Raw genomic sequence first — 13,052 nt, forward strand, 5'->3', positions numbered from 1 at the left:
CAAGGGCGGCCTGTGGCTGTACCGGGGCACCGGCAACACCTCAGCGCCCTTCCTCGCCCGCACCTCCATCGGTTACGGCTGGAACATCTACAACTCCATCGTCGGCACCGCCGACCTGACCGGGGACGGCAAGGCAGACCTCATCGCCCGCGACAGCAAGGGCGGCCTGTGGCTGTACCGGGGCACCGGCAACACCTCAGCGCCCTTCCTCGCCCGCACCTCCATCGGTTACGGCTGGAACATCTACAACTCGCTCATCTGACCGAGGACGGAGGCGCGGCCCCGCGTGAAGGACCGCGCCTCTGATGGTGGCGACAGCCAGTACCGTGACCGAATGTGTTCGCCGGTTGAGGCAGGAAGTTGCCCCTTAATCGCCCAGGCGACTGGTGCGCCTGGGAGTCACTGGTGGTCCGGTGAGCGTTGTCGTCGAGAGAGGGAGAATCTTCGCCGCTGTCGGTCGATTGCGGTGACGACGACCGTGACCTCGTCGCCAGCCTGGACGACGTCCGACGGTGCTACCCCGGGCGTCGATGTGAGCTCTCGTAGGTGGACCGGTCCTGTGCCGCTCGGAAACACGATTCCGGGTCTGGACTGCAGGTTCCTCAGCCACAGCTGGGGCTCGCGCGGCGTCTGGGATGATCCTTCGACGCCGCTGTCCATCGTCACCGTCTTGGTCCGGAATCTGATCACGGTGCCCGCGTCCGTGCTGCGCAGTCGCGTGGCCAAGGATGCGGAGTGCCTGGCGCTGCGGCACGAAAACGCGGTGCTGCGTCGCCAGATCGCTCGGGTTCGCTATGAGCCCGCTGCCCGGATCTGGTTCGCCATGATCTCCCGACGGACCGGTCGGACTGATGATCGGCAAGTTCGCGGCCGGGGAAGAGCGCAGGGACCGGCGCGGGCGGTGCATCCCCGCGCCGCCGGTGTCGTTCATGCCCATACGGGCAGCGGTACGGTCACGGGATCCGCGGTTCCTCGCAGGAACGCCTGAGCTGGCCGCCGCCGTCGGGACGGCGGCGGACGACGGCCGGGACGTCTTCGAGCACACGCCACACGAGTGGGGGGAGATCAAGCAGTGGGCGCAACACCTCCTGACGAGGCAGTGAGGGCACTCGAAGCCCGATACGGGCCGGTGACGTCGAAACTGCTGTCGGACCGGCGCGGTTCACGCGCGTGGAAGGTCACCACGGCGACCGGGCACCTCGCGCTGAAGGCCAACAACCCTGAGGCCGATGAGACCCGGGACAAGGCGGCCGAACTGGCGCAGGAGGACCGGCACCTTTTGCAGCTCGCCGAGGCTGGGGCGCTCAATGCCGGGTACCGGATCGACGCCGGGCCGTGGACGGGCGGCCGATGGCTGGCCGTGCAGTGGATCGACGGCGTACCCGTGCGGCGAGCGTTTGCCCTCGCCCGGGGACCGGAGGGTGACCGGCCGTCTGTGCGGCCGTGGCTGCTGACGATCGCCCGTACCTGGGCGGCGCGTCTGGCCCGCATGCACGCGGCCGAGTGGACGCACGCGGACGTCCAGCCCACCAACACCCTCATCACCGGCCAAGGCGCGGCCGAGGTCATCGACTTCACCCTATCCTGCGGCCCGGACACCGCCAACCGGATCCCCTACCGGGGCGCGATCACCCACATCACATCCCCCGAGGTCGCCGCCGCGATCCTGGCCACCCCTGACACCACCCATGTGCAGGTGCCCCCCGCGTCCGACGTGTGGGGGCTGGGCGCGTCGCTGTTCTGGTGCTGGACCGGATACCGTCCCGCCTCATATGCCGACGAGGCGCCCCGACCGGAGAAGCTCCGCGAGATCGCGACCGGCCGCACTCTCGACCTGGCCGCCGTCCGGCCGTGGGAGTTCCCCAAGTTCGAAACTCTGATCCGGGCATGCCTGGATGTCGACCCGGGCGGACGGCCGACGGCGGCCGAGGTCGCCGCATGGTGAGGATACGACCGCTCACCCTGGACGATGCGCCGGCGGTGCAGCGGATCTGTTCCGGCGCATCCGTCCGCTACACGCACGGCTACGACTTCACCCGGGAGCAGGCCCGAGCCGCTGCCGCTCGCATCCTCGCCCTGACCCCTGCCACCGGTTGGGGGTTCGGTATCGACGCCGCCGGGGACCTGGTGGGCATCATCAAGGCCCGACGCGGTGCTCCGGCCTGCGTGCCGGTCAGCTACATCCTGCGCGAGGACACGTGGGGAAACGGCTACGCGACCGCCGCCGTCCGCGCTTTCGCCTCGATCCTGTTCGCGGCCGGGGTCGACGTGATCGAGGCCAAGCACCACCCGGACAACCCCGCTTCCGGCCGGGTCCTGGTGAAGGCCGGGTTCGTCCGCACCGGCACGCTCGACTTCGCCGACGGAAGGGGCGGCACCGTCTCTTATCCGATGTATGAGCTGCGCCGACGGGGTCGGTGACGGTGCGATGCCGGTTCTGCGGGACGCTCGCCGAGCAACGCGAGACCGACCATTGGTGCTGCCCGAACCCGGAGTGCAACGCCGTCTGCGCTCCAGTCGGCTTCTGGGCCTTGCCGGCGTCCTGGTGCTCGCCTTCGGCTGCGACCGGCGCGGCGTGTACGGCTGCTTCGGTGTCCCACTCAGGCAGGATCAGGCCGAGTTCCGCGCATCGCTCGGCGCGCGCCTGAGCCGTTCGCCCGGACCGGCTCTCCGCCACCATCGAAGCGCTCACCCACGCCAGCGCCGCAGCCAGTACCGCAGAGCCCCAGCCCCCGAGCAGGCCCAAGCACGCCAGACGATCAAGGAATACGAGCGGTGGCTCGCCCGCTACCAGGCAGCCCTCGAAGTGGGTGCTGAGGAGTCGATACACACCACCAGGCAGCACGCCGACCCTCGCGGCGGGAGGAACGACCGCCGTGGCTCAGCGTGGGGCGGCCGGCGGTTGACCGAGCGAGGGCAGCTGCGGGCACTGCCGGTACCTTGTTCCCTGTGGACAGACAGCTGAGTGATGCGGAACTCGATGAGCTGGTCGAGCAGGCCACCGTGGACGCCTACGACGACGAGGAGCAGCTCACGGGCCTCTACACAATGCTCGCAGAGCAGCTGGCTGTTCCGTTCAAGACGGTCGTTCTCGGGGTCGAGGTCACCGTGAAGAAGGTGGACCTGCTGCCCGACAGCCAGATCGTGGCGGTCTGCACGCGCGGCAGGCACCGGCAGGCGATCGGCATTCTCGACCTTCCGTTGCCGGATCCGGCGCCCCAGGGGGCCGAGTGGATCGAGGCCTACCGGCACTGGGGCCCGTGAAGGCACCCGGGTCAGTGGCCGCCCGACAGCGTCGGCCGGTAGCCCTGATCGGCGAGCCAGGCCCGGGCCCGGCCCTGCTGCCGTTCCGCGGAGAACAACCAGTACCGCTGCAGCTGCGCCGGCGAGGTGGCCAGCATGTCCTTGAAGCGGCGGAACGCACCTGGACCCCGGATCGCGATGCCGAGGAACCGGGCGAGGTCCGGGTCGTCGAGGGTGGTGATGAAGTCCTCCATGTCGCGGTAGGCGTCCCGCGATCCCTCGCACGGGACGTCGAGCCACCGCTCAGTGCCTTCCGGTTCCTCCTCGTCCCATGACTCCTCGGTGTCCGCGAGGGCAGGCCAGCACTCACCGGTGCCCAGGTCGATACGGCCACCACCCCAGGCCGGGTCCCCTTCGAGCAGACTGGAGAGTTCCTCCAGGTCGACCGGCAGCGGCCGCAGCAGGCAGAGGGCACGGCCGCCCGCCGTGTCGAGCTGTTCGGCGAGGACCTCGTCTCCGGGCCAGCCCCGTTCGCGCAGTGCGGACGAGCACGCGGTCGCTGCCTCCCGGGCGCCGGGCAGGCCCCGGGAAACTGCTGCGGTGAGTGCGTCTCCACACTGCTGCAGCACTCCGACGGGGTCATGCGCACGCAGCAGGGCGAGCAGGGACGGGCAGTCCGCGTTGTGGCGGGCGGCGCGGAGCGCCTTCAGCGCGTGGTCGGTCCATGCCTCGGTCACGCCCGCGAGGCTACTCCCCCGAGTTCTCGGCTGCGCTCGAACAGGGGGACCTCCGCCGTGCGCTGCGAGCGCCGCCGTCTCCGGTGCGACAATGTGCTGGCGAGCACAGCGGACAGGGCCACAAGCAGGCGCAGGCGGCCGACGTTCGGCCCGGAACCGTGGCCTCATCCGGCACCGTCTGGCGAGTGGTCGTACTGGGACGTGTGGTTCGCCGTAGCGTGCGTGGTGGACTGCGGCGACTGGGAGGCCTTCGATGTTCGCCTGACGCGGGAGCGGTCGGGTGGGGTGATGCGCGGGGCGTATCTGGGACCGTTGTGGAGTCATCTGGTGGATCTACGGGAGCGCCTTGCGGCGGACGGGCTCGGCGCGGGCGAGCTGGCCGGAGGCGCGGTACGTGATCCGAAGGTCCTCGCCCGGGCTCGTTCCAAGGTGTGGAAGCAGGCGCTGGAGGGGCGGGCGGAGGCGGCGCCCATGCACTGGACTCCGAGTCGGCGGCTCCCGTCGACGACCTTCTCCCAGGCGTCACGTCCCCGGCTCGGCGGCGGATGCAGGACCGCGTAGCTCTTCCAACGCCGCCAACGCCGCAGGGTTCGACCCCGGCCCCTCCCCCCTTCCTACCTGCACGAAACGCCAGCTCACCTGCGCGAATAGGGTGCGGGGGGCTTCGTCGAGTCGGATTGGGTGAGGTGCCGGAGCCGTCGGCATGCGACGCTAAGACTATGACGTCTGCAGCGATCGCACGGGGTACGTCCGCCCAGCGGTGGCTAGCGCGTCTCAGCTTCGTGCTGGCAGGCCTGGCCATCGTGATCCTGGTGGTCTTCGCCGAGCTGAAGAGCCTGGCCATGTTCGCCGTTGGCCTGGCTGCCGCGGTCGTGAGCGTGGCGGCAGCCTACTTCTTCCTCTCCCGGCGCGGCGTCGTGCGGTGGCTGTCGCTTGGGGTCTACGTCCTGGTGCCGATCGCGGTGGCCGTCATTTTCGCGGTCAACGGCGTGCTGTGGGTGGCCGTCGTGTCGGCGGGAGTGTGGCTCCTCGCGGACGTGACCGGGCGCCAGGCACTGAAGGGGGACCAGCCGGACTGGCGCATGCCCGAGTATTCGGCGCGGCCACCGGCCCGGCATCCGTACCTGATCATGAACCCGAAGTCGGGCGGGGGGAAGGTCGAGAAGTTCGACCTCAAGCGCAAGGCCGAAGCCCTTGGCGCCGAGGTGTTCGTCTTGAACGGGTCGACTGACGTGGCCGCGGTAGCCAAGCAGGCGGTAGCCAACGGCGCTGACCTGCTGGGGGTGGCCGGCGGTGACGGCACTCAGGCACTCGTAGCGGGCATCGCAGCCGAGCACGGCCTACCGTTCGTGGTGATCAGCGCGGGCACCCGCAATCACTTCGCCCTGGACCTGGGGCTGAACCGGGAGGACCCGGCCTCCTGCCTTGGCGCGCTGGCCGACGGCGTGGAGTTGCGGGTCGACCTGGGGTTGATCAACGGACAGCCGTTCGTCAACAACGCCTCCTTCGGCGCCTACGCCCAGGTCGTGGAGAGCCCGGCCTACCGTGGCGACAAGATTGGCACGACGCTCAACCTGCTCCCGGACCTGCTGCAAGGACACCACGGAGCGCGGCTGACAGCCCAAGCGGACGGCACACGGATCGAGGCGCCGCAGGCGCTGCTGGTGTCCAACAATCCGTACCGAACAGATGACATCGCTGGCCTTGGCCGCCGCGCACGGCTGGATGGCGGCGTGCTCGGCGTGATCGGTGTCAGGGTGCGCACCGCCGGTCAGGCCATCGATCTGCTCCGCGGCAGCAGCGCCGAGGGGGTGACGGAGCTGACCACGCAACAGATCGAGATCACCGCCGATGCGGCGCAGATTCCGGTCGGCGTCGACGGCGAGGCGGTGACAATGTCGACGCCGGTGACCTCCACGACCTGGCCGGGCGCGCTGCGCGTTCGGGTGCCACGCAGCCGCCCGGGCATCCCCGAGCCGGAACCTCCGGCGAACTGGGCCAGGCTGCGGCGTTTGGCCAGCGGTCGCCGCGAGGCCGCTGAGGTCATGAGGTGAAAACCGTTTTCCAGCATGCGACCAGCCTTGCCGACACGGCCGGCGTAGCCCTAGAACTGTCGGCCCGGACCGTACTCTTCGACCTCGGCACCAAGGATCAGTTCAAGCCACAAGAACCCTCGAGCTGATGTGGCGGGCGCCATACGTGTCAGATACAGCTCAGCCTCCGCGCACCTCAGGGTGGCCCGCAGAACCTGGTGCGGTACAGCAGCGAAGTTGATGGCGCTCTTTGAATCTGACTCTGGCCGCAGTTCCGTGAAACGGCCAGGTGCCGGCAGGGTGGCCAGGATCGATTGTCATCGGGTCGTGGCAGAGTGCGTGGTCATGGAGATCGACACGTTCTGGGACGTCATCGAAGCCGCGCAAGCCGGGGCTGCCGCAACGGGCGAGCCATTTGACGAGGTTCTCGTCAAGCAGCTCGCGGAGAGACCGCGGCAGGAGATCCTGGAGTATGCGGAACGCTTCGATGAGCTGCACGACGCCCTGTATCGCTGGGATGTGTGGGCGGCTGCTTACCTCATCGGTGGCGGGTGTGCCGACGACAGTTTCATGGACTTCCGCGCCGGTGTGATCGCCTTGGGCCGTCAGTGGTACCAGCGCGTGGCCGCTGACCCCGACAGCCTCGCTGCGCACCCTGATGTCGTTCAAGCTGCGAACGTCCGGGACCGTTCCGAGGTGCTGTTCTACGAGGACGTGAACTATGCAGCAAGCGGGGCGTTCGAACGGATCACGGGTGATGCGGATGCTTTCTACGAAGCCTGGCGCAGTTTCCGCGGGGCTGGTACAGAGAGCGACAACCCGGCTGATATGGGCGAGGATTTCGACTTCGACGACGACCGGGAGATGAGCCGTCGGCTTCCCCGACTGGCTGCCTTGTTCCTTGGCACAAGCCCCTGAAAGAGTCTCCCGCAGTTCCGTGATGCTCATGGCTGGGTGAGGATGCGGGACCGGAGGAGTTCAAACGAGGCCCTGCCGTACATGGCTCGTTTGAGTGTTTTCACGCGGTTCACGTGTCCCTCGACCACACCGGAGCTCCACGGGAGGGTGAGTCCGGCAGTGACCGCGGCGAGGTCCTGGCGGAGGAAGCCGGCAAAGCCCTTCATGGGCTTCGGCGCGTCCTGTTCGGCCTGACGGATCCACTCCAGCAGCAGGTATCCGCGCCGGTGGCGGGCCAGGTCGGCGAACGCCCGAGCGAGATCGCAGGCCCGGGCGATGTCCGGGCAGGCGAGCCGGACTTGGAGCAGTCGCTCGTCCTGGCTTTCGGTGAGCGTTTCTCTGGGCCGCATGATCCACGAGGTGATCTTGCGGGGGCTCGGAATGTCGACTCGGACCGGTTCGGCGGTGCCCGCGCGGAGGGCGGTGAGGTGTTTGCGGACGACCTGTCGGCTGCCTCGGTAGCCGCGGGCCTGGATCTCCAGGAACAGGCGCGTGCCGCTGACCTGGCCCTGGGTTTCGGTGAAGCGGGCGTTGAGGTATGCCTTGAACGGCTCCAGGACGCCGTTGGGGCGGCGCTCGCGGGCAGAGGCCAGCTGGTCGAGGTCGGTGTCGCGGAAGCGGCGTGCGGTCTTGCGGTCGAGGTTCAGACGGCGGGCGATGGCGCTGATCGTCCAGCGTTTCTCCAGCAGACGGTGGATGTCCTCGTAGCGGTGGCGGGTGCGTTCGATGATCTGGGTGCGGGGCAGTTCCGCGGGCGGTAACAGCATCGGGGGCGGCTCCGGCACCTCGGTCACTTTCTCCTCCTCGGCTCGTTTGCGCAGGCAGTCACGGTGCTGGTGGCAGGTCTTCTCCACGGCGGCGGACAGGTTCTGTAACAGGTGCCAGCGATCAGCGACTTCCAGGGCGTCTGGAGCGGATTCCCTGACCGCCTTGGTGTAGGCGCTGGCCCGGTCCCGGCAGATGATCTCGGCTCCGGGGTGCTCGGTGAGCCAGGCCGCGAATGTCTCGGAGGTGCGGTCGGGCAGTACATCCACGACCCGGCCAGCCTCGACGTCGACCAGCACGGTGCCGTAGGTGCAGCCCTTGCGGAAGGCGAACTCATCCACCCCCAGCACCCGCGGGGCACGGTCCGGCACCGTCGGCGCCGTCAGCAGTCTGAGCAGCCGTGTCCGGCCCGCGCTCAGCCGCAGTCGGCGGCACAATCGTGCGGCGGGGCGGCCGCCGAGTTCGATCGCGATCAACCGCAGCCAGTCCGCCAGCCCGGTGCTGGAACGGCGGTAGCGCGTGGACAGACCCGGTACCTGCTCGACGAACATCGTGCGGGAACAGCTCTTCCGGTCGCAGAAGTACCGGCGCACTCGCAGCCGAATGATGACGCGGCGTGAGCCCAACGGCCGTTCGTCCAGGGCGCGTTGATACGTGCTGTGTACGCGGCGGCCCTGCTTGTGGCAGTTCGGGCACCGGCCTGGGCGGGCCGTCGACATCGCCTCCACCGCCAGGATGCCGGAGGAGTCGCTCACCCCCTCCACCTGCACATCGATCCCGGGAAACAGCACATCCTCGACCGTCGTGCTCGCCACGGCAGACAGTACGCTGCCGAAACGATCCCTCGCTCACTTCGCTGACCTGGGGATTCACGGAACTGCGGACAGAGCCTTGAATCTCCCCGCTGGGTGCTCAGGGGTGGGCCAGACCTACTCGGCCTGGTTCCCCAGGTGCCGGCCACTGCACCGGTGTCCCCCGGCGGCCGACGGCGTCCGGCGTAGGGCCGATCGACTGCCTCGGTCACCTGCCGGCGCACACGCCCCAGCTGACCTGCTAATTGCTGGAGCATGCGAGCCTTCTCGTGCGGACGGCATGGGTCGCTGACGGCTGCCGGGCGGGTTCACCCCGTAGACCTCCTCGGTGCATCGCATGGCCTCCATGCATACTCGGGCCGCCGGCCGCCGAGCGCGGCCGGCAGGTGCTGCAGGTCTGCCCTCCGTTCCGGTGGGGTCGCCCGCTCATCAGGTGAGTGGCTTTCCTCGCACCGCGGTTCTTTGACGGAGCGACGAGTGAGGCGTACAGATGGCAGCACCTCTCGCTCACCCGATCAGTCCAGTCGGCTCGCCGGTCTGGGCGCTCCCTGCCGGTCCAACAGGAAGTGCCTTCCGTGTCCGGCTGCCGGGCTGCGGCCCGGCAGCCGTAGCCTGAGTTTCTGATGCGTCTTCGCCGTCCGGTGTCCTCCAGGATCGTTCTGCCGTCAGTGGTGGTAGTGCTGGTCCTGGTGAACCTTGCTGAGAACGGGCGCCTGCCCTCTCTGGGCCTGGCCAACGCCGTCGTCGCGATCCTGCTGCTCAGCCTGATGGTGTGGTGGGCCGGCGGGACCCGGGACGACGTGGGCCTGGGGAGGGGGACGCTGTGGCGCGGCGCGCAGTGGGCGTCAGCTCTCGTCGGCATCGTGGCAGCGGTGTACCTGATTGGAGCCTTGCTGCCGTTCACGCGGGAACTCTTCTCCGACTCGCGTACCAGGCACCTGGCCGGAGGCGAGGTCGCTCTGCGGATGTTCGTGACGGTCCCGCTGGGTACCGTGCTGCTGGAGGAGTACGCCTTCCGGGGAGTGCTGTACGGGCTCATCCGGCGCTCCCGCGGCGTTCTGGCCCCGATGGCGGTCTCGTCCCTACTGTTCGGCCTGTGGCACGTCCTGCCCTCCCTGTCTCTGGCCACGGAGAAGCCCGCGCTTACCGCGGTCTTCGGCCACACTCCGAACGGGGCTGTCGTGGCCGACATCGGTGCGGTGCTCTTCACCGCTGCTGCCGGTGTGCTCTTCTGCGAGCTGCGCCGCCGCAGTGACAGCCTGCTGGCACCGATCGGACTCCACTGGGCCACCAACGCCCTGGGCTATCTGGCCGCGTTCGTGCTGGCACGGACGCGGTAGCCACCGAGCTGGGAACGGCTGGCACCGCGCCGACCCTCGGGCGACGATGGTAGAGCCCGGTTCCGCAGGGCCGGTGACGTCCCGTCCGGACGAACCGGACGGGTGCGTGGGCCGCACCCCCCGACTGATGGATCGCCGCTGTGAACACGATCGACGAGTCCCCGGACCCGGGCGACGGGCCCGACAAGACGGTGACGGCACAGTCGAGGTCCTCGAAGAGGTACCGGAAGCTCGGGTCCTTGACTCTTCCCGGCTGCTGGGGGGCGCTGGTGGCCTCCTGTCTGTCCTTCACGCCGTCGCTGCTGCCCCGGGGCGGTGTCATCCAGGGCGTGGTGTGGGGCATCAGTGCCGCTATCGGTTACGCGGTCGGGGTGCTGTTGGCGTCGATCTGGCGGGCCCTCGCCGACCGGGATCCGCGCCCGCCCCGGGCCTGGTCCTGGCGTGCGTTGCTGATCGGCGCGGCCGTGCTGTTGACCGTGTTCTTCGGGCTCGGGCAGTACTGGCAGTACCTGATCCGCCACATGATGGGCGTGACCGAGTACACCATTTGGCTGGTCGTCCTGTCGCCATTCGTCGCGGTGGCGGTGTTCTGGCTGATCCTGCTGATCGGGCGGGGTATCCGGGGTGGATTCCGCTGGACGGCGGACCGGCTCGGACGCTGGATCGGGCGCCGCGCGGCAAGGACGGTCGGCTGGCTCCTGGTAGCCGGCGTGACGTACCTGGTCATCACGGGCCTGCTGCTGCAGGGTTCCGTGGCTCTCGCCAATCAGGTGTTCTCGGCGCGTGACAGCGCCACCCCCGAGGGGGCGCACCAACCCACCAGCTCACTTCGATCGGGCGGGCCGGGGTCGCTCGTGCCGTGGGATTCGCTGGGGCGGCAGGGGCGCGGGTTCGTCGGGGCCGGACCGTCGCAGGGAGACATCGCACGGCTCACCCACCGTCCGGCCATGGAGCCGATCCGCGCCTACGCCGGGCTGGGGTCCGCGGGCGACACGGAGGCCCGCGCCGAGCTCGCGGTCGCGGACCTGGACCGAGCCGGCGCGTTCCGGCGGAAGAACCTGCTGGTGGTGACCACGACCGGGAGCGGCTGGGTGGACCCGGCGTCGGTCGACTCGTTCGAGTATCTGTCGGGCGGAGACGCCGCGGCGGTGGCGATCCAGTACTCCTACCTCCCCTCGTGGATCTCGTACCTGGTGGACCAGTCCAAGGCCAGGGAGGCCGGCCGGGACCTGTTCGACGCGGTCTACGGTGTCTGGTCGCGCCTGCCCCAGACGAGCCGGCCAAGGCTCTTCGTCGCAGGTGAGAGCCTGGGCTCCTTCGGCGGTGAGACGGCGTTCAGCGGAGAGAACGACCTTGCCAACCGTACGGCGGGCGCGCTGTTCGTCGGCCCAACCAACTTCAGCCCGCTGTTCCGCGAGTTCACCGACCACAGGGACCCTGGCAGCCCCGAGATCCAGCCGGTGTAAGCACGGGCGGACAGTCCGTTTCACGAGCGACCCGAGCGCGGCGATCCCACCCTCAGGCCAGCCCTGGGACGGCGCGCGGGTCCTGTACCTGCTGCATCCGTCCGACCCGATCGCCTGGTGGAGTCCGCACCTCGTCTTCCGCAGACCCGACTGGCTCGCCGAGTCCCCCGGGCAGGACGTGCTCAAAGGCATGGTCTGGATCCCGTTCGTGACCTTCTGGCAGGTGAGCGCTGATCTGCCGTTCTCCACCGGTGTGCCGGCCGGCCACGGTCACACGTACACGGCCGAGTACGTGGACGGTTGGAACACGGTCCTGCGGCCGTCCGGCGTCTCCGCCCAGGACCTGGACAATCTCAAGAAGATCATCGCCCGCGAGTGACGCCCCGAGGCAGGGGTGTGGGGGGTCGCTGATCGCCTTCGGTTTCGCCGATTCTGACCCTGGCGGGGGGCTCGACGGTGTCTGCGGGTGTGGTGGACAGGGGTTCGTGCCCAAGGTGAGATAACGGGTGAGCCCGTTGTCGGGTGATCCTCATTGCCCTCGCCGGAAGTGCTGGACCTCCCGGGGGCATCCCCTCAGGGGCGTCAGAACTCAGCGGCGTAACACGCAGAGAGGACTACGCCGCATGGGTAGCGCGATCGGTCAGCTGCTCAGCGCTGCCGTCGGCGTGGCCATCAGCCCACTGCCGATGATCGCGCTGGTCGTGATGCTCGCCACGCCGCACGGTCGGGCCAACGGGATCGCCTTCGTCACCAGCTGGATGGCTACGCTGGCCACTGTCGGCGTGATCATGCTGGTGATCGGTCGTGGCGCCCATGAGGGCGGGAAGGCCGCCACGTGGACCCTGTGGCTCACGCTCGCACTGGGGGTGTTGTTCGCGCTGCTTGCCGTCAAGCAGTGGCGAGACCGGCCACGGCCCGGCGAGGCGGCCGAGCTGCCGGCGTGGATGGCCAAGGTCGACAAGTTCTCGCCGGGCCGATGCGCGGGGCTCGCCGCCGCCCTGTCCGGGGCGAACCCCGCGAACCTCGCGTTGACCGTCGGAGCGATCGCCGCGGTCGACGGCGCGGTCTCCCGTGTCGGGGTGAAAGCGGTCGCACTGGCCGTGTTCGTCGTCGTGGCTTCCGTGAGCGTCCTGGTCCCGCTGGGGCTCTACATGTTCGGCGGATCCGAGGGGGACGTGACTCTGGACAGCTGGAAGACGTGGCTGTCCAGGCACAACTCCGCGATCGTGATCGGCCCGCTGGTGGTGATGTCCGCCAAATTCATCATCGCGGCGATCGTCAATCTGACCTGAGGCACGCAGGCGTTGCCGCACCTCTGGGGCGCCCGATTCTGTCGCGCCGGCCCACGGTCCGGGCTGGGCAAGGTGCGCTGGGCGTGTCACGCCCCTCACGGCAGACCAGATCCGGGAGATCACTGAAAGACTCGGAGACATCGCTCAACGTATCCAAGCCGCCGACGCCGAGAAGAAAGAGCCGCTCTACGAGGCCCTGGGCATCACGATCACGTACGACAACGCAACGAGGACCGCGACCGTTAGGTCGAGGCCCTCGATTCCGTATCGCTATAAGGAGTGTCCGAGGGCCGTTAAGCCGCATGCCATACCGGGTCTTCAAAGTTGAGCGGTGCGGAGGTATCCGCGGGCTCGGCGGGTGGTGACGCAGCGTGTGCGTAGCCGCTGGTTCGTAGCGTTGCGGAACC

13 protein-coding genes and 1 pseudogene are annotated in these 13,052 nt (G+C 68.9%); 11 read left to right on the top strand and 3 right to left on the bottom strand.

The window, feature by feature from the left end:
• A partial coding sequence (locus ACIBJF_RS45200; RefSeq protein ID WP_399183234.1) for an FG-GAP repeat domain-containing protein occupies positions 1-262 on the top strand: 262 nt, incomplete at its 5' end.
• A 137-nt stretch (positions 263-399) separates the two neighbouring features.
• Here ACIBJF_RS45200 and ACIBJF_RS45205 read toward each other — a convergent pair.
• Positions 400-660 carry a S1 RNA-binding domain-containing protein gene (locus tag ACIBJF_RS45205; RefSeq protein ID WP_399183253.1) on the bottom strand — a complete coding sequence of 87 codons (261 nt, stop codon included), beginning with the start codon at positions 658-660 and terminating at the stop codon, positions 400-402.
• Positions 661-851: 191 nt separating this feature from the next.
• On the opposite strand from ACIBJF_RS45205, the gene ACIBJF_RS45210 reads away from it, so the two are divergent.
• The 4 genes from ACIBJF_RS45210 (at position 852) to ACIBJF_RS45225 (ending at position 3,264) form a co-directional block, all read left to right on the top strand.
• Positions 852-1,103 carry a hypothetical protein gene (locus tag ACIBJF_RS45210; RefSeq protein ID WP_399183236.1) on the top strand — a complete coding sequence of 84 codons (252 nt, stop codon included), beginning with the start codon at positions 852-854 and terminating at the stop codon, positions 1,101-1,103.
• A gap of 26 nt (positions 1,104-1,129) precedes the next feature.
• On the top strand, positions 1,130-1,945 hold the full coding sequence (locus tag ACIBJF_RS45215) for a protein kinase (protein ID WP_399183237.1): 816 nt from the start codon (positions 1,130-1,132) through the stop codon (positions 1,943-1,945).
• Positions 1,939-2,421 carry a GNAT family N-acetyltransferase gene (locus ACIBJF_RS45220; RefSeq protein ID WP_399183239.1) on the top strand — a complete coding sequence of 161 codons (483 nt, stop codon included), beginning with the start codon at positions 1,939-1,941 and terminating at the stop codon, positions 2,419-2,421. The genes ACIBJF_RS45215 and ACIBJF_RS45220 overlap by 7 nt, the downstream gene beginning before the upstream one ends.
• Positions 2,422-2,949: 528 nt before the next feature.
• Positions 2,950-3,264 carry a calcium-binding protein gene (locus ACIBJF_RS45225; RefSeq protein WP_399183241.1) on the top strand — a complete coding sequence of 105 codons (315 nt, stop codon included), beginning with the start codon at positions 2,950-2,952 and terminating at the stop codon, positions 3,262-3,264.
• 11 nt (positions 3,265-3,275) lie between these two features.
• Here ACIBJF_RS45225 and ACIBJF_RS45230 read toward each other — a convergent pair whose 3' ends face one another.
• A complete protein-coding gene (locus ACIBJF_RS45230) occupies positions 3,276-3,980 on the bottom strand; it encodes a UPF0158 family protein (RefSeq protein ID WP_399183243.1) in 705 nt (234 codons plus the stop codon).
• A 201-nt stretch (positions 3,981-4,181) separates the two neighbouring features.
• On the opposite strand from ACIBJF_RS45230, the gene ACIBJF_RS45235 reads away from it, so the two are divergent.
• The 3 genes from ACIBJF_RS45235 (at position 4,182) to ACIBJF_RS45245 (ending at position 6,931) form a co-directional block, all read left to right on the top strand.
• Positions 4,182-4,541 carry a hypothetical protein gene (locus ACIBJF_RS45235; RefSeq protein ID WP_399183244.1) on the top strand — a complete coding sequence of 120 codons (360 nt, stop codon included), beginning with the start codon at positions 4,182-4,184 and terminating at the stop codon, positions 4,539-4,541.
• A gap of 158 nt (positions 4,542-4,699) precedes the next feature.
• Complete coding sequence (locus tag ACIBJF_RS45240; RefSeq protein ID WP_399183245.1) at positions 4,700-6,034, top strand: diacylglycerol/lipid kinase family protein; 1,335 nt, start codon at positions 4,700-4,702, stop codon at positions 6,032-6,034.
• Positions 6,035-6,358: 324 nt separating this feature from the next.
• Positions 6,359-6,931 (top strand): DUF4240 domain-containing protein, encoded by a 573-nt coding sequence (locus tag ACIBJF_RS45245; protein ID WP_399183247.1) that lies wholly within the window; start codon positions 6,359-6,361, stop codon positions 6,929-6,931.
• 26 nt (positions 6,932-6,957) lie between these two features.
• Here the strand turns inward: ACIBJF_RS45245 and ACIBJF_RS45250 are convergent, their stop codons facing one another.
• Complete coding sequence (locus ACIBJF_RS45250; protein ID WP_399183249.1) at positions 6,958-8,550, bottom strand: ISL3 family transposase; 1,593 nt, start codon at positions 8,548-8,550, stop codon at positions 6,958-6,960.
• Between the two features lie 686 nt (positions 8,551-9,236).
• On the opposite strand from ACIBJF_RS45250, the gene ACIBJF_RS45255 reads away from it, so the two are divergent.
• The 3 genes and pseudogenes from ACIBJF_RS45255 (at position 9,237) to ACIBJF_RS45265 (ending at position 12,645) form a co-directional block, all read left to right on the top strand.
• Positions 9,237-9,887 (top strand): lysostaphin resistance A-like protein, encoded by a 651-nt coding sequence (locus ACIBJF_RS45255; RefSeq protein WP_399183250.1) that lies wholly within the window; start codon positions 9,237-9,239, stop codon positions 9,885-9,887.
• 332 nt (positions 9,888-10,219) lie between these two features.
• Positions 10,220-11,732 (top strand): annotated as a pseudogene (locus ACIBJF_RS45260) (alpha/beta hydrolase).
• A 244-nt stretch (positions 11,733-11,976) separates the two neighbouring features.
• Positions 11,977-12,645 (top strand): GAP family protein, encoded by a 669-nt coding sequence (locus ACIBJF_RS45265; RefSeq protein ID WP_399183252.1) that lies wholly within the window; start codon positions 11,977-11,979, stop codon positions 12,643-12,645.
• The last annotated feature ends 407 nt before the right edge of the window (positions 12,646-13,052 follow it).

The sequence above is a fragment of the Streptomyces sp. NPDC050743 genome, assembly GCF_044456925.1.
Classification (GTDB): Bacteria; Actinomycetota; Actinomycetes; order Streptomycetales; family Streptomycetaceae; genus Streptomyces.

Excerpts from the sequence above, each read along its gene's own strand:
- ACIBJF_RS45205 (WP_399183253.1), bottom strand. The coding sequence starts at position 660 with ATGGACAGCGGCGTCGAAGGATCATCCCAGACGCCGCGCGAGCCCCAG.
- ACIBJF_RS45265 (WP_399183252.1), top strand. The coding sequence starts at position 11,977 with ATGGGTAGCGCGATCGGTCAGCTGCTCAGCGCTGCCGTCGGCGTGGCC.
- ACIBJF_RS45240 (WP_399183245.1), top strand. The coding sequence starts at position 4,700 with ATGACGTCTGCAGCGATCGCACGGGGTACGTCCGCCCAGCGGTGGCTA.
- ACIBJF_RS45245 (WP_399183247.1), top strand. The coding sequence starts at position 6,359 with ATGGAGATCGACACGTTCTGGGACGTCATCGAAGCCGCGCAAGCCGGG.
- ACIBJF_RS45210 (WP_399183236.1), top strand. The coding sequence starts at position 852 with ATGATCGGCAAGTTCGCGGCCGGGGAAGAGCGCAGGGACCGGCGCGGG.
- ACIBJF_RS45220 (WP_399183239.1), top strand. The coding sequence starts at position 1,939 with ATGGTGAGGATACGACCGCTCACCCTGGACGATGCGCCGGCGGTGCAG.